This window comes from Sphingomonas folli, assembly GCF_019429525.1.
Lineage (GTDB): Bacteria > Pseudomonadota > Alphaproteobacteria > Sphingomonadales > Sphingomonadaceae > Sphingomonas > Sphingomonas folii.
In genome coordinates this window covers 231,043-246,601 of sequence record NZ_JAHXZL010000005.1, presented here as the reverse complement: position 1 = coordinate 246,601, position 15,559 = coordinate 231,043, and the positions used below count along the sequence as shown (strand labels likewise).

General features: G+C 71.9%; 13 protein-coding genes. 3 read left to right on the top strand and 10 right to left on the bottom strand.

All coding sequences use genetic code 11. The features are described from left to right. Nucleotides 1–3 precede the first annotated feature (3 nt). Complete coding sequence (locus KZ813_RS09815; protein WP_219754797.1) at nucleotides 4–1,284, top strand: glycoside hydrolase family 130 protein; 1,281 nt, start codon at nucleotides 4–6, stop codon at nucleotides 1,282–1,284. A 39-nt stretch (nucleotides 1,285–1,323) separates the two neighbouring features. Here the strand turns inward: KZ813_RS09815 and KZ813_RS09810 are convergent, their stop codons facing one another. Continuing rightward, complete coding sequence (locus KZ813_RS09810) at nucleotides 1,324–3,273, bottom strand: OPT family oligopeptide transporter (RefSeq protein ID WP_219754796.1); 1,950 nt, start codon at nucleotides 3,271–3,273, stop codon at nucleotides 1,324–1,326. A gap of 450 nt (nucleotides 3,274–3,723) precedes the next feature. Between KZ813_RS09810 and KZ813_RS09805 the strand changes: the two genes are divergently transcribed. Next, nucleotides 3,724–5,010: a homoserine dehydrogenase gene (locus tag KZ813_RS09805; protein WP_219754795.1), complete on the top strand. Its 1,287-nt coding sequence runs from the start codon at nucleotides 3,724–3,726 to the stop codon at nucleotides 5,008–5,010. Between the two features lie 85 nt (nucleotides 5,011–5,095). On the opposite strand, the gene KZ813_RS09800 is transcribed toward KZ813_RS09805, so the two are convergent. The 4 genes from KZ813_RS09800 to KZ813_RS09785 are packed head-to-tail and all read right to left on the bottom strand — an operon-like array spanning nucleotide 5,096 to nucleotide 7,631. Then, nucleotides 5,096–5,605 (bottom strand): hypothetical protein, encoded by a 510-nt coding sequence (locus KZ813_RS09800; RefSeq protein ID WP_219754794.1) that lies wholly within the window; start codon nucleotides 5,603–5,605, stop codon nucleotides 5,096–5,098. A 53-nt stretch (nucleotides 5,606–5,658) separates the two neighbouring features. Then, nucleotides 5,659–6,000, bottom strand: a complete 342-nt coding sequence (locus tag KZ813_RS09795; RefSeq protein ID WP_219754793.1) for a hypothetical protein — start codon at nucleotides 5,998–6,000, stop codon at nucleotides 5,659–5,661. Then, on the bottom strand, nucleotides 5,997–6,335 hold the full coding sequence (locus KZ813_RS09790) for a DNA primase (protein ID WP_219754792.1): 339 nt from the start codon (nucleotides 6,333–6,335) through the stop codon (nucleotides 5,997–5,999). The genes KZ813_RS09795 and KZ813_RS09790 overlap by 4 nt, the downstream gene beginning before the upstream one ends. A 57-nt stretch (nucleotides 6,336–6,392) precedes the next feature. Then, nucleotides 6,393–7,631 (bottom strand): multidrug effflux MFS transporter, encoded by a 1,239-nt coding sequence (locus tag KZ813_RS09785; protein ID WP_219754791.1) that lies wholly within the window; start codon nucleotides 7,629–7,631, stop codon nucleotides 6,393–6,395. 108 nt (nucleotides 7,632–7,739) lie between these two features. On the opposite strand from KZ813_RS09785, the gene KZ813_RS09780 reads away from it, so the two are divergent. After that, entirely contained in the window at nucleotides 7,740–8,696 is a 957-nt protein-coding gene (locus tag KZ813_RS09780; protein WP_219754790.1) for an isopenicillin N synthase family dioxygenase, read from the top strand. Nucleotides 8,697–8,900: 204 nt separating this feature from the next. Here KZ813_RS09780 and KZ813_RS09775 read toward each other — a convergent pair whose 3' ends face one another. The 5 genes from KZ813_RS09775 to hflK all read right to left on the bottom strand — a co-directional run bounded on the left by KZ813_RS09775 (nucleotide 8,901) and on the right by hflK (nucleotide 15,520). Then, on the bottom strand, nucleotides 8,901–9,416 hold the full coding sequence (locus KZ813_RS09775) for a phosphoribosyltransferase (protein ID WP_219754789.1): 516 nt from the start codon (nucleotides 9,414–9,416) through the stop codon (nucleotides 8,901–8,903). A gap of 342 nt (nucleotides 9,417–9,758) precedes the next feature. Next, a complete protein-coding gene (locus KZ813_RS09770) occupies nucleotides 9,759–11,390 on the bottom strand; it encodes a helicase HerA-like domain-containing protein (protein ID WP_219754788.1) in 1,632 nt (543 codons plus the stop codon). A 480-nt stretch (nucleotides 11,391–11,870) separates the two neighbouring features. Beyond that, the gene (locus KZ813_RS09765) at nucleotides 11,871–13,418 is read right to left on the bottom strand and encodes a Do family serine endopeptidase (RefSeq protein WP_258046617.1); all 1,548 of its coding nucleotides are present in this window, start codon (nucleotides 13,416–13,418) and stop codon (nucleotides 11,871–11,873) included. Between the two features lie 102 nt (nucleotides 13,419–13,520). Beyond that, nucleotides 13,521–14,396, bottom strand: coding sequence for a protease modulator HflC (hflC, locus tag KZ813_RS09760; RefSeq protein WP_219754787.1), 876 nt, complete (start codon nucleotides 14,394–14,396; stop codon nucleotides 13,521–13,523). Then, nucleotides 14,396–15,520, bottom strand: coding sequence for a protease modulator HflK (gene hflK, locus KZ813_RS09755; protein ID WP_219754786.1), 1,125 nt, complete (start codon nucleotides 15,518–15,520; stop codon nucleotides 14,396–14,398). The genes hflC and hflK overlap by 1 nt, the downstream gene beginning before the upstream one ends. Between the last annotated feature and the right edge of the window lie 39 nt (nucleotides 15,521–15,559).

The window sequence follows — 15,559 nt, the reverse complement described above, 5'->3', positions numbered from 1 at the left end:
TCCTTGGAGCTGTTCAACCACCGGCTGCGTCTGCATGCCGATCCGTCGCGCGTCGTGGTGCGGCCCTTCCACATCGGCTGGATCGCCAATGCCAATGGCGTCAGCCGCTCGGAGCGGCTGATCGCCGAGGTGCTCGACATGCCCCCGCAGGAGGCGCGCGACCAGCTCGACCTCGTGCTCAAGGACTTCGAGGCGCGCCACTGGCAGACCCGCCGCGTGTTCATGACTCGCTACGACGAGATCGCGACCGCGCACGGGCTCGACGGCAGCCGCATCAGCGACGAGAAGCGCCAGCTGATCGGCGCCTATTTCTGCCACGAGTACAGCTACGCGGCCGCGGCGCTGATGAACCCCAGCGCGGTGCCGCACCCCGACCAGAGCGGGATGGAGGACGGCGCGCAGCGGATCCTGATGAGCCTGCGCGCGGTGGGCGAGGGGCACATCTCCTCGGTCGCCTTCCGCGAGGGCATCATCACGTCGGATAATGAGCTCAAGCTCGCGCCCGAGCCGCCCTTCGCCACCGCGACCGACGCGATCGGCACCGACGAGGAAGCGCCGCCGACCGGGCCGGTGACGGTGCATCGCCACCGCGACAGCACGCTGTCGGGCACGGTGATCTTCCCGATCACCGACGCGCAGTCCAAGGGGCTGGAGGACCTGCGCCTCGTCCATTTCGAGCACGACGACGGCAGCGTCGAGTGGCTCGGCACCTACACCGCGTACAATGGCGCGACGATCCAGTCCGAGCTGCTGCGCACGCGCGACTTCCGCGCCTTCGATCTGGTGCCGATGACCGGCAGCGCCGCGCGCAACAAGGGCATCGCGCTGTTCCCGCGCAAGGTCGGCGGCCGATATCTCTCGATCGGTCGGCAGGACGGCGAGAACCTGTACCTGCTCAAGACCGACGACCTGACCCATTGGGACGAGGGCGAGCTGATCCTCAAGCCGGTCTTCCCCTGGGAGTTCGTCCAAATCGGCAATTGCGGGCCGCCGATCGAGATCGACGAGGGCTGGCTGCTGCTCACCCACGGCGTGGGCGCGATGCGCAAATATTCGATCGGCGCGGCGCTGCTCGACAAGGACAATCCCGCGCGCGTGATCGGCCGCACCCGCTCGCCGATCCTGGCCGCGGCGGACCAGGACCGCGAGGGCTACGTCCCCAACGTGGTCTATACGTGCGGCGCGATGAAGCACGGCGACAAGCTGTTCATGCCCTATGGCATCGCCGACAGCTCGGTCGGCTTCGCCTTCGTCTCGATCAGCGAGCTGCTCGACAAGATGTGACCGCCCTTATCCTCCCCTCGCAGGGGAGGATGAAGGCCCTCACCGCGCCGCCAGCCGCCGCGTCCGCCGGTACAGCCCCCACGCCACCGCCGCGAACAGCAAGGTCCCCGCGATCAGCGTGACCTGCTCGTGCCCGCTCACCAGCGCCAGCGGCGAGTCGGTGCCGCTCTCGTAGACGATGCCCGCGAAGACGACGTTCCACAGGCTCTCGCCGACGATCATCCCCGTGGCGGTGAGCACGCCGAGCCGCTTCGACGCCTCCGCGTCGGCGGTGCGCTCCGCCCAGCGATCGTAGAAGTGGCCGATCAGCGCGCCGACCACGACGGTCAGCGTCGCCGACATCGGCAGGTAGATGCCGAGCCCGACGCCGAGCGGGGGCAGCCGCATCCGGCCGGCGCGCCCCAGTGCCTCGTCGAGCAGTACGAACACGCCGCCCGCCGCCGCGCCCCAGCCGATCATCGTCCAGTTGAGGTCGCCGCCCAGCACGCCCTGCGCCAGTGCCGAGATCAGCGCCGCCTGCGGCGCCGCCAGCGCGTTCGGCCCGGCGCCCGGCATGCCCGCGAAGCCGAACGAGGTGTACAGCAGCTGCATCACCGGCGGCACCACCAGCGCGCCGAAACACACGCCGATCACCAGCGCCACCTGCTGCTTCCACGGCGTCGCGCCGACCAGCTGCCCGGTCTTGAGGTCCTGCAGGTTGTCGTTGGAGATGGTGGCGATGCCGAAGACGATGCCGGTGACGATCAGCGCATAGGCGACCAGCGCCTCGGTCTGGCCCTGGTCGCCGCCGCGCCCGAACCAGCCCGCCAGCAGCGCCGCCGCGGCGAGCACCGAGAGGATGCCGATCCCCGACACGGGCGAGTTGGAGGCGCCGATCAGCCCCGCCATATAGCCGCACACCGCCGCGATCACGAGGCCGACGACCAGCACGAAGAGCAGGCTGCCCACGATCAGCAGCCACTCGCTGCCCGCCAGCGGCCCGCCCGCGATCACCGCGTGGAGCAGCAGCGCGATCGGCACCAGCGTCGCCAGCGTCCCCGCGGCGACGACCCAGAAGGGCAGGTCCTGCTCCTCCACCGCCATGTCCGCCCCGCGCGTGGCGCCGAGCGAGGCGCGCAGCCCCGCGGCGACGGGGGCGGCGATGCGGATCAAGGTCCAGATCGCGGCGACGCCAATCACGCCCGCGCCGAAGAAGCGCACGTCGGTGCGGAACACGCCGTTGGCCCAGGCGGCGACGTCGCCCGCCTGCGGTGCCATCGCGGTGAGGATCGGCAGCACCAGCCACCAGCCGACCGCGACGCCGAGCAGGATCGCCATGCCCGCGGAGAGGCCGATCAGATGTCCCGCGCCGAGCAGCGCGAAGGACAGCCCGCCGGTCACCCCGGTCGCGCCCGCGCCGACGCGGAAGAAGGTCGCCGCCTCGGCCGCGACCAGCCGCGTCTGGGTGAGGATGGCGAAGCCGGCGGAGGCGAGCGTGCTTCCCAGGATCGCGGCGAGCCCGCGCGCGCTCTCGCTGCCGCCGGTGCGGCTCTCCTCGCCCACCTTGAGCACCTCGGCCGCGGCGCGCCCCTCGGGATAGGGCAGCGGCGTGTCGACCACGAGCGCGCGGCGTAGCGGCACCGAGAACATCACGCCCAGGATCCCGCCGGTGGCGGTGATCGCCGCGGTGGTGAGGAAGGGGAAGCCCTGCCAATAGCCGATCATCACCAGGCCGGGCAGCACGAAGATGATCGCCGCCAGCGTCCCCGCCGCCGACGCGACCGTCTGCACGATGTTGTTCTCGAGGATCGAGGCGCCGCGGAAGGCGCGCAGCACCGCCATCGAGATCACCGCGGCGGGGATCGAGGTGGCGAAGGTGAGCCCGATCTTGAGCCCCAGGTAGACGTTGGCGGCGGTGAACAGCAGCGTGATGACACCGCCGAGCAGGATGCCGCGGAGCGTGAGTTCGGTGGTGGGCGTTCGGCCGGCGTCGGCGCGGGGATCAGTCATCGCGCGACCGTGGCACAGCCCGCGCCTCGATGACAGAGCCGCACCAGGTCGATCGAGTCGATCGAGGCGGCGGATGATGGCCGGCCCGTGCCGTGGCCGACACGCTCGCCCGGGAGGGGGCGGCCCCACGCCGCCCCCTCCGCTCGCACGCCGGTCCGACCGGCTGCATCCTATCCATCCTGCCCGCGCGCTTATTGTTGTCGAAGAACTGCGGCGACTCGGACCCTAGCCGCGGCGACGGCCAAAAAAAAGGCCGGGCAGAGCCCGGCCGGAAAGTTTTTAGGAGAGGATGCCTGAAAGGCACGGCTTTTGTGCATCGCACCACGGGATGACGCAAGTGCAATATTTCCAATCCGAGTTGCGTTAACTGCAATCGTCCGCCGGGGGCCGCCCTGCTCGACAGCCGCCATCCGACCGCCTAGCACGCTCCGGCGAACAGGAGGCACGGGGATGGCGCAGGCGCTGCGGGTGGCATTGGCGGGGCTGGGGACGGTCGGCGGCGGGGTGATCCGCGTGCTCGACGCCAACCGCGAGCTCATCGCGCGCCGCGCCGGGCGGCCGATCGAGGTCGTCGCGGTCTCCGCGCGCGACCGTAGCAAGGACCGCGGCGTCGATCTGTCGCGCTTCGCCTGGGTCGACGACACCGCCGCGCTGGCCGAGGCCGAGGCCGACGTGGTGGTCGAGCTGATCGGCGGCGCCGACGGCCCGGCGCTCACGCTCGCGCGCCGCGCGCTGTCGACGGGCCGCCATGTCGTCACCGCCAACAAGGCGATGCTCGCGCATCACGGGCTCGAGCTGGCCCAGGCCGCCGAGGCGAGCGGCGCGGCGCTCAAGTTCGAGGCGGCGGTCGCCGGCGGCATCCCGGTGATCAAGGGGCTGCGCGAGGGCGCCGCCGCCAACGCGATCGCGCGCGTCTACGGCATCCTCAACGGCACCTGCAATTTCATCCTCTCCAAGATGGAGGCCGAGGGACGCGACTTCGCCGACGTGCTCGCCGAGGCGCAGGCGCTCGGCTATGCCGAGGCCGACCCGTCGTTCGACATCGACGGCGTCGACGCCGCGCACAAGCTCTCGATCCTCGCCAGCCTCGCCTTCGGCACCGCACCCGCCTTCGCGCAGGTCGCCGCGAGCGGCATCCGCCACCTGCTCGCCGCGGATATCGCCGAGGCCGCGGCGCTGGGCTATCGCGTCCGCCTCGTCGGCGTCGCCGAGGCCGATAACGCGGGGCTGTTCCAGCGCGTCCACGCGCATCTGGTGCGCTTCGACCACCCGCTCGCGCACGTCACCGGCGCCACCAACGCGGTGGTGGCCGAGGGCAATTTCGTCGGTCGGCTGCTGTTCCAGGGTGCCGGCGCGGGCGAGGGGCCGACCGCCAGCGCGGTGGTGGCCGACCTGATCGACATCGCGCGGGGCGAGTTCGGGCCGCCCTTCGCCATGCCCGCCGCCGCGCTGACCGAGGCCGCCGCCGCGCCCAGCGGCGAGCGCCGCGGCCGGGCCTATCTCCGCTTCGCCGTGGCGGACCGCGTCGGCGTGCTCGCCGAGATCGCCGCGGCGATGCGCGACGCGGGGGTGTCGATCGAGAGCCTGATCCAGCGCGGTGCGCTCGCCGACGGCAGCGTGCTGGTGGCGATCGTCACGCACGAGGGGCCCGAGCGCTGCGTCGCCGCCGCGCTGGAGCGGCTGCGCGGCTCGCAGAGCCTGCACGGCGAGCCGATGTGGATGCACCTGCTCGACTGAGCTCGGCGAGATCGCGCGCCTGCACGAGCATCGGCGATCCTCCTCTCGGCAGGGCAGCATGCGCCGAGGGTCGAGCCAGCGGCGATCACGGTCGAACGCGACCCGTCAGGTCCGGCTCGTCGAGGTCGATCGCTACACGCTCGCGCCTCGGCGACCCGCCGCCGCCACGGAACGCGCCGGCGACGTCGCGCACCAGCCGGCCGGGATCGGTCGCCTCGCCCGGCTCCTCGCAGCAGCTCCCCGGCGCGACCAGCTTCTGCACGCCGCGCACCAGCGCGGTGCCGATGCCGAGGAGGTTGACCCCGGTGGTACACCCCCCCTGCATCGTCGCGCACGGCGACGCCTCGGCGTGAAGGGCACCCAGACCGGTGAGATCGCGATTGATCGGTGTCGGCCCCGGCGGCGTCGCCTCGGCCGGGAGCGGCAGCGACTGATCGGGCAGCGCCCCCGCGCAGACGGTCACCTCGGCGTCGTCGTGCCCGCGCGCGCAGCGCTGGTCGGCGACGGGCACGAGGATCGAGATGCGCTCGGGCGGGGCGGTGGCGGGCGGGGCGGCGCCGGGCACGGCCTGGAGCGCGAGGAGCAGCGACAGCATCGCGTCGGACGCTGGACCCCGCGGCCGATACGGTCAAGCCGTGCGGGCCTGCGTCACCCCGCGCACGGCTCGGCGGTGGAGACGGCGACGAGTGCGCGCCTCTCCGTCCATCGCGACGTCACCGGGACCTCCGTCAACGCGACGGGGCGGAAGACGGGGCGGAAGCTGACCGCGCGCGCGGCCACCGCGCACGACGATCGCGGTGATGATTGTCCACCCCGTCGCACGGTGGCACGCTCATAGGCCGCGACGCTCGCCTGCGCCTGCGCCGCGGCGCGGACGATCGTGGCATCGGCGGTGCCGTGCTGCGGCGAGCCGCAGGCAGTCCCCAGCAGCGGTGCCGCGATCAGGCCGGCGTAGCGCGCACCCGCGCGCGCCCCGCGCACCGCGATCATGGCTTCAGCGCGATGTCGTCGCGGTCGTCGAGCTCGTCGTCGTCGACGCTGCCGTCGTCGAACTCCTCCTGCACCTCGTCCTCCTCGACGTCGACCGCGTCGGGTTCGGCCTCGCCGTCCTGCTCGGCGACCTCGTCGTCGACCATCTCCAGCTCGTCCTCGTCCTCGGACTCGTCGTCCTCGCCGGTGTCCGGGTCGAGATCGGTGATGATCGTGCCGTCGCTCGGGCCGTCGCGGGTCGCCTCGAGGATCTCGGCGCGCTGGCTCTCGTCGTAGCCGTCCTCGTCATAGCCGTCGTCACCTGGCCCCTGGCCGTGGATATGCTGCCCGCCCATGCCGATCTCCTCATCTACGCTGTCGCAACGAACGGCAGGCGAGGGCGCGCGGTTCCGTCAGCGCGCGGCGAACAATCGGCCGCGCTCGGTCACCAGTACGATCGCCAGCGCGATGACGCCGGCGCAGAGGAAGCCGGCGTTGAGCGGCACCGTCGTGCCGTCGAAGTGCTGGCCGATCAGCGCGCCGATCGCGGCGCCGACGGTGACGCTGGTGAAGCCCTGCACGCTCGAGGCGGTGCCCGCGATATGCCCCATCTTCTCCATCGCCATCGCCGAGAAGTTCGAGCTGGAGAGGCCGAAGCAGCCCATCGCCACCGCCTGCAACACGGCGAAGGCGAGCAAACTCTCGTGCCCGGTCAGCGCCAGCAAAAGGTGGAGCGCGGCGACGAGGATCAGCGTCACCACCGCGGCGTGGCCGAGCCGGCGCGTGCCGACCCGCATGACCAGCCGCGCGTTGGCGAGATTGGCGACCGCCATCGTCCCCGCCGTCGTCGCGAAGATCAGCAGCAGCAGCCGCGGCCGCCCGAACACGTCCGCCATCACCTGCTGGATCGAGTTGATATAGCCGTACAGCGCGCCCATCAGCGCGGTCGCGGCGAGCGTGTAGCCGAGCGACCAGCGGTCGCTGAGCGTCAGCTTCCACCCCGCCGCGAGCCGCGCGACCGAGAAGGGGTGGCGGTCCTCGGCGTGGAGCGTCTCGGGCATGCGGAGCGCGAACCAGCCGAGCACCAGCAGGGTCGCGCCGCCCACCGCCCAGAAGATGTCGCGCCAGCCGCCGAACAGCAGCACGATCGTGCCGAAGCCCGGCGCCAGCACGGGGACGATCATGAAGACGATGAAGGTCATCGACATCACCCGCGCCATCGCGCGCCCCTCGAAACAGTCGCGCACGATCGCCACCGTCGTCACCCGCGCCGCCGCGATCGCCAGCCCCGCGACGACCCGCGCGGCGAGCAGCAGCGCGAAGCTGCCGGCCAGCGCGCACAACGCGTTCGCCACGGCGTAGACCGCCAGCGCGGCGAGCAGCGAGCGCCGCCGCCCGAACCGATCGGCGAGCGGGCCGTGGAGCAGCTGCCCCGCGCCGAACGCGATCAGGAAGGCGCCGATGACATATTGCCGCTCGTTCGCGCCCGGCGCCCCCAGCGCGGCGCCGATCGTCGGCAGCGCGGGCAGCATCGAGTCGATCCCCAGCGCGGTGAGCGCCATCAGCGCCGCGATCAGCGCGACGAACTCGGGCAGCGGGATCGGCGGCGCGGCGGCGGGCGACGCGGGGGGCGGGGCGGCGGGCGTCGACATGCCGCGCGCCTTAGGTGGCGGGCGCCGCGCTGTCACCTCGAAGCGCGCGGGTAGCAACCCGGAACGGGAAGGTTTATCTGGCCTCCATCAACCGATTGGACCGACGTCATGCTCGATACCCCCGCCGCCGCGGTGCCCACGCTCAGCCTCGCCGACCAGGAGCGCGACCCCGACGGCTTCGCCGCCGCGCTGGGCGGCTCCTTCGAGCGGTTCGGCTTCGCCATCGTCGCCGACCACGGGGTGCCGCAGGATCTGATCGAGCGCGCCTGGGGCGAGACCGCCGCGCTGTTCGCGCTGCCGGAGGAGGAGAAGCGCGGCTATCACGTCCCCGGCGCGGGCGGTGCGCGCGGCTACACGCCGTTCAAGACCGAGATCGCCAAGGACGCCCGGCACGTCGACCTCAAGGAATTCTGGCACGTCGGCCGCGAGCTGCCGGCGGGGCACCGCTATGCCGCGGATATGCCGGCCAACGTCTGGCCAGCGCGCCCCGCGGGATTCAAGGACACGTTCCTCGCGCTGTTCGAGGCCTTCGACCGCGCCGGCGACCGGCTGCTCTCGGCGATCGCGCGCCATCTCGGGCTCGCGCCGGACTGGTTCGACCCGGCGGTGAGAGACGGCAACTCGGTGCTGCGCCTGCTCCACTACCCGCCGATCCCGGCCGACGCCGAGGGCGTGCGCGCCGGCGCGCACGAGGACATCAACCTGATCACGCTGCTGCTCGGTGCCGAGGAGGCGGGGCTGGAGCTGCTCGAGCGCGACAGCGGGCGCTGGCTCGCGATCAAGCCGCCCGCCGGCGCGATGGTGGTCAACGTGGGGGACATGCTGCAGCGGCTGACCAACCACGTGCTGCCCTCGACCACGCACCGCGTCGTCAACCCGCCGCCCGAGCGCCGCGGCCACTCGCGCTACTCGATGCCCTTCTTCCTGCATCCCGCGCCGGACTTCCTGATCGAGACGCTGCCGCAGACGATCAGCGCGGAGAACCCGAACCGCTATCCGACGCCGATCACCGCCAACGGCTATCTCCACGAGCGGCTGGTCGAGATCGGGCTGATCAAGAAGTAGGGGGCGCCGGAGATCCTCCCCGCTCGGCGGGGAGGGGGACCGCCGGCCGCAGGCCGGTGGTGGAGGGGGTTCGCCACGCAGCGCAGCGCTGGCGGAAAGCCCCCTCCACCAGCCTGTGGCTGGTCCCCCTCCCCGTGCCGGCGAGGATCCCCGTCCGCGTGGCGTAGGCCTGCGCTCGACCACCATCGCCTTGACGACCCGCCCTCACGCGATCCGCTCTGGCCTCTCAGCGGCGTCGGCGGCGATCGCGCTGTCGGGCGCCATCGCCTCCCAGGGGAAGACGAACCAGTCCTTCGTCACCGCGCGGTCGATCACGCGCGCGGCATAGTCGACCCGCTGCGCCGAGCCGACATTGTCGATCAGCGTGGCGAAGCGGACGCTGCCCGCCGCCGCGCCCGCGCGCGCGAGCATGGCGCGCAGGTGGCCGATGGTGCGACCCGAGTCGTTGATATCGTCGACGAACAGCAGCGGCTCGCCCGCGCGCGTGCGCGCCGCCAGCCGCCCGATCGCGTCGGCGGCGAGCGCCTCCGACTGCGAGGAATAGTCGACCGCCAGCATCGGCAGCCCGGTGGCGTGGCTGAGGTAGACCGCGGGGATCAGCCCGCCGCGGCCGATGCCGATGAGATGCGCCGGGGCCCAGTCGGAAGCGGCGAGCGACTCGGCCAGCTTCCGGACGGCGGCGACGAGCTCGGCGTGGGTGACGGCGGTGTAGGTCGGCATCGCGGGCGTGTAGCGCCGATGCGCGACGGGGGCGAGGGGGTGGATCGTGCCCCATCGTCCCCCTGCGCGCGCCGCCACGGCAAACGCCGGGGAGGAGGCCGTCGGCTGAGCCACTAGGGTCTGGTCCACCTCCATCGATCCGTGCTCCGGCGAACGCCGGAGCCCAGGCCCGGAGACGTGACGCTCGTGGCACAGGGCTCCAGCGTCCGCGGGAGCGCCCGCTGGTTCGCACCGGATGGACCAGTCACCGAGGTCTCCCTGCTGGACCCCGGCGTTCGTCGGGGTGGAAGCGCCCTGATGGGACGTACCGGCATCGCCGCCGTCCCGCTCACCGCCCCCACATCACCGCCGCAGCAAGCCCCCCAGCACCCCGCGCACCACCGAGCCCAGCAGCCCGCCCGAGGCGCCGCCGCGCCGCCCGCCGCCAAGCACCGCCTTGGTCACCTCGTTCGCCACCGTCCGGCCCAGCGCCGAGGAGGCCGAGCGGGACGCCGAGGTCATCGCGCGGTTCCACGGGTCGTTGGCGCGCTCGCGCTCCGCGGCGCGCTGGCTGCGCTCGGCCTCGCGCTGCGCGGCGGCGCGCTCGCGTGCCTGCCGCGCCTCCTCCTTGGCCTGGAGCGCGGCGGCCTTGCCGGCCTCGTCCTGCGCGGCCGCCGCCGCGCGCGCGGCCGCGGCCTCCTGCGTCTTGGCCGAGAGCAATTCCTCCGCCGACTCGCGATCCACCAGCATGTCGTAGCGGTCGCCGATCGCGTCGGTGGAGAGCAGCACCTTGCGCTCCTCAGGCGTCACCGGGCCGACGCGGCTCGACGGCGGCCGCACCAGCGTGCGCTCGACCGGGCTGGGCGAACCGTCGGCCTGGAGCAGCGATACCAGCGCCTCGCCGGTCTTCAGCTCGGTGATCGCCGCCGCGACGTCGACCCCGGGATTGGCGCGGAAAGTCTGCGCCGCCGCCTGCACCGCTTTCTGATCGCGCGGCGTGAAGGCGTTGAGCTTGTGCTGCACGCGGTTGCCGAGCTGGCCCGCGACCTTGTCGGGCACGTCGATCGGGTTCTGCGTGATGAAATAGACGCCCACGCCCTTGGAGCGGATCAGCCGTACTACCTGCTCGATCTTGTCGAGCAGCGCGTCGGGCGCGTCGTCGAACAGCAGGTGCGCCTCGTCGAAGAAGAAGCACAGCTTGGGCTTGTCGAGGTCACCCACCTCGGGGAGCTGCTCGAACAGCTCGCTCAGCAGCCACAGCAGGAAGGTCGAGTAGAGCCGCGGCGCCGCCATCAGCTTGTCGGCGGCGAGTATGTTGACGAGGCCTTGGCCCTGGTCGTCGTGGCCGAGCAGGTCGCCCAACTCGAGCGCGGGCTCGCCGAAGAAATGCGTCGCGCCCTGGCTGCGCAGCTGGAGCAGCGAGCGCTGGATCGCGCCGACGGACTGTTTGGAGACGTTGCCCCAGCGCGAGGTCAGCTCCTGCGCGCGCTCGGCGCAGTGCGCCAGCACCGCCTGGAGGTCGTCGAGGTCGAGCAGCAGCAGATGCTCCTCGTCGGCGAGCTGGAAGGCGATCGTCAGCACGCCCTCCTGCACCTCGTTGAGTCCCATCAGCCGCGCGAGCAGCAGCGGCCCCATCTCGCTCACCGTGGTGCGCACGGGATGGCCCTGCTCGCCGAACAGGTCCCAGAACTGCACCGGGCAGGCGGCGTAGGACCAGTCGGTCAGCCCGATCTCGGCGGCGCGCGCGGCGAAGGCGGCGTGGGTCTTGGCGGTCGCCGCGCCGGGCAGGGCGAGACCGGAGAGATCGCCCTTCACGTCGGCGACGAAGCAGGCGACGCCGGCACGCGAGAAGCCCTCGACCACGCCCTGGAGCGTGACGGTCTTGCCGGTGCCGGTCGCGCCCGCGATCAGCCCGTGGCGGTTGGCGCGCGCGAGCTGGAGCCATTGCGGGTGCGCGCCGCCCGCGTTCGCGCCGATGAAGATGCCGTCCGCCAAGGTCGTCGCTCCTGCCGCTGGTCTCGCTCACCTATGTCATAGGACGCGGCGGAGGCGACGTCACGGGGGCGGCGGGCGGCACCGCGCTGCTCGGCCGGGGGCGACGGTACCGACCCGATCTTTTTTCGTCCGCACGGCAAGCGCCATCGCCGTACAGCGTTCGGCGCGCCTCTTACTTCGTCATCCCCGCGCGGGCGGGGATCCAGAAACGCTGACGTCAGCGATCAAGCCGAGAGGTCCGGGCGTCTGGATTCCCGCGTTCGCGGGATTGACGGCGAGGGGGGCGGGGCGACGACGAGGCACCGCACCGAAAGCGGGCGCCCGCGCGGAGAATGCTGCGGCAAACCCCGTGCGCGCGCATGACGCGCGTTCGCGAAACAAAGGCCTGGCGTCGTCCCGCCCTCCTCGACCGCCGACACGCGAAGGGCCGCCGCACCCCTCGGCGCGGCGGCCCTTCCACCCTGCCGATCTACCCCGACCTTACTTGATCTTCACCGGGATGAAGACGCCGCTGGTGCGCCCGCGCGTGACGTTGAGCAGCACCTGCGGCCGCCCCGCCGCCTTCGCCGCCGCGACGACGCGCGCGACCTCGGCCGCGCTGCGCACCGGCTGCGAGTTGACCGAGGAGATCACGTCGCCGCGCCGCAGCTTCTGCGCCGCGTCGCTTGACGGGTCGGTCGCCGCGACCACCACGCCCTGAAGGGTCGAGTCGACCCCGATCGAGCGCGCGATCTGGGGCGTCAGCGGTTGCACCGTGATGCCGAGCGAGCTCGTCGCGGGCGCGGTCTGCTGGCCATCGTCGTCGCCACCGAAGCTATCGTCGTCGTCACCGCTACCGCCGGTCAGCGCCGCCATCTGGTCCTCGGAGGGACGGGTGCCCACCGTGGCGTTGAGCGTCTGGCGCTTGCCGTCGCGGATCACGTCGAGCCGGATCGTCGAGCCCGGCGCGGCGTTGGCGACGAGGTAGGAGAGGGTCTTGTCCGGCGTCACCGGCTGACCGTTGATCGCGCTCACGACATCGCCCGCGCGCAGCCCCGCCTTGGCCCCAGGCCCACCCGGCTCGACACGCCCGACGATCTCGCCCGAATCCTTCGCCAGGCCGAGCGCCGCCGCCATGTCGGCGTTCACCGGCTGGATGCTGACGCCGAGATAGCCGCGCTTGACCGGCTGCCCCTTCACCAGCGTGTCGATGATCGGCTTGGCCTCCGTCGCGGGGATGGCGAAGCCGATCCCGATATTGCCGCCCGACTGCGAGTAGATCTGGCTGTTGATGCCGATCACCTCGCCGTTGAGGTTGAACATCGGGCCACCCGAATTGCCCTGGTTGATCGCGGCATCGGTCTGGATGAACGTGTCGAACGGTCCGGCGCCGGTCGAGCGATGCACCGCCGAGACGATGCCCGCGGTCACCGTGCCGCCCAGGCCGAACGGCTGCCCGATCGCCACCACCCAGTCGCCGACGCGCGCGCGGCTCGAGTCACCCAGCCGCACGAAGGGCAGCGGGGTGGGCGAGGTGATCTTGAGCACCGCGATGTCGCTGGTCGGGTCACGGCCGACGAGCTTGGCGGTATATTCCTTGCGGTCCTGCAGGGTCACCGTGATCGACTCGACGGTGGCGCCGCGCGACGCGGGCGCGATCACGTGGTTGTTGGTGACGACATAGCCGTCCGCCGAGATGATGAAGCCCGAGCCCAGCGACGTGCCCTCGCGCGTCACCGGCGCACCGCCGCCGCCGCCGCCACCGAACTGGCCGAACAGGTCGCCGAAGGGCGTGCCCGCGAACGGGTTGGCCGACTGCTGGACGGTCACCTTCTGCGTGGTGGAGATGTTCACCACCGCGGGCTGGAGCTTGGCGACCATGTCGGCGAAGCTCATCGGCGCGCCGCCGCGCGGGGCGGCGGCGCTGATCGCGCCCGGCTCGTTCTGCGCGACCTGCGCGGTCGCGGGGTTCTGCAGCGTCAGCGACGCAGCGGTGCCGCCGAGGAGAAGGGCGCCGGTGAGGGCGTAGGCGTAACGCACTTTCTTCATGTCCTCTGAATCACCCTGTCGAATAAAGCGGGAACGCTACGTCCTGTGCCGAACAAGCGATGAACGTCGATTGAATATGAACGCGCGACATCGCCGCGGGTTCTATCGCCGACCGCCCTCGAACTCGCGCAGGTAGCCGTTGTTCGGGCTCATGATGATGTTGGTGCTGCCCTCGGGCTGGGGCCCGCCGTCGGCGCCGAAGGTGTGGCGGTAGCTCTGCATCGCGCGATAGAAATCGTAGAAGTCCGCGTCCTTGCTGAAGGCGTCGGCGTAGATCCGCGCCGCCTGGGCGTCGGCCTCGGCGCGGACGATCTGCGCCTGCTTCTGCCCCTGCGCGCGGATCGTGTTGGCCTCCTGCTGGCGCGCGGTGCGCATCCGCTGCAGCGCGCTCTCGAGCGGGCTGCCGTCGGGCAGGTCGGCGTGCTTGATCCGCACGTCGACGATCTCGGCGCCATACTGCTTGGCGGAGCGACCGAGCGACTCCTGGATCTCGTCCATCACGCGCCCGCGCTCGGGGCTCAGCAGCGTCGCGAACGGCACCTTGCCGAGCTCGTTGCGCAGCGCGGTGCCGAGCAGCGGGCGGAGCTGGTCGGCGACCCGCTCCTCGGTGTTCGAGGTGCTGCCGGTCGAGGTCACCGCGCGCAGCGGATCGACGATGCGGAAGCGCGCGAAGGCGTCGACGTTGAGCCGCAGCTGGTCGGTCGAGAGCACCAGCGTGTTGTCGAGGTCGGCGTCGAGCACGCGCTTGTCGACCCACACGATCTTGTCGACGAACGGGATACGCGCGATCACGCCGGCACCGGTGCGGCCGATCGACTGGCCCGGCTGCCACTGGTTGATCAGGCGCACCGGGTTGTTGAGGCGGAGCACCACCGCCTGCTGCGTCTCGGGCACGATCGCGAAGGTCGCCGCGGCGACGATCACGAGCGCCAGCGCGAGCAGGCCGGCGGCGACGGGGTTGCGGAGCCACACGGGCATCAGCGCGCCCCCCCGTTGCTCGGCTGGGCCGTCGCGGTGCCGCCCGCGGCCGCGTTCGGCTCCTGCAGGCGGCGCGCGCGGTCGAGCGGCAGGTACGGGGTCACGCCCGGGGTCTCGACGATCGTCTTGTCGGTCTTGGCCAGCACGGCCTCCATCGTCTCATAATACATGCGGCGGCGAGTCACCTCGGGGGCGAGGCGATATTGCTCGTACACCTGGTCGAACGCCGAGGCCTCGCCCTGCGCGCGCGCGATCACCTGCTGCGAGTAGGAGCGCGCGTTGTTGAGGTTGCCGACCGCCTCCTGCTGCGCCGCGGTCACCGCGTTGAAATCGTCGGCGAGCTGCGACGGCGGCGCGGCCTGTTTGATCGACACGCCCTGGACCTGGACGCCGGCCTGATAGCTGGTGAGGATCTGCTGCATCGTCTCGGCGACGCGCGCCTCGATCTCGGTCCGCCCCGCGCCGATCGCCTGGTTGAGCGTGGTGGTGGCCAGCACCGAGCGCATCGCGCTCTCCGCGGTGGCGCGCACCGTCTCCTGCGGATCCTTGATCTCGAAGACGTAGTTGCGCGCGTCCGAGACGCGCCAGCGCACCGTATAGGCCAGGTCGATGATGTTCTGGTCCCCGGTCAGCACGGTCTCGCCGCCGTCGCGCGAAAACTCGTCGGTGCGGACCTGCTCCACGTCCACCTTGGTGACGTTGACGATCGGCGCGGGCAGCGTGACCCGGATGCCGGGCTCGAGCATGCCCGAGTAGCGGCCGAAATAGGTGACCACGCCGCGCTGCTGCGGGCCGATCTGGTGGAGCGAGGTGAGCACCAGCCAGATCACCACCAGCACGCCGACGCCGAGCAGCCACAGCATCCGCGCGTTCGCCCCGATCGGGAAGTGCGGCCCGCCGCCCTCGCCGCCGCCGCCGCCACCCCCGCCACCGCGCGCGCGGCGGATGAACTCGTCGAGCGCGGTCGGCTTGGCACCGGCGCGCTTCGCGCTGGGCGGTACCGACCAGGGATTGCGCGGACCGACGTTGTCGTCGTTGCCCCAGGGCCCGTTGCTCTGTGCCGCGAGGGGGATGGGGGCGGCGAGGGGGATGGGGCGCCGAAGCCAGCGTCGCGAGATGATCATCCCGCCTTTATAAGTGCGGATCGGCCGAAAAACAGTGGC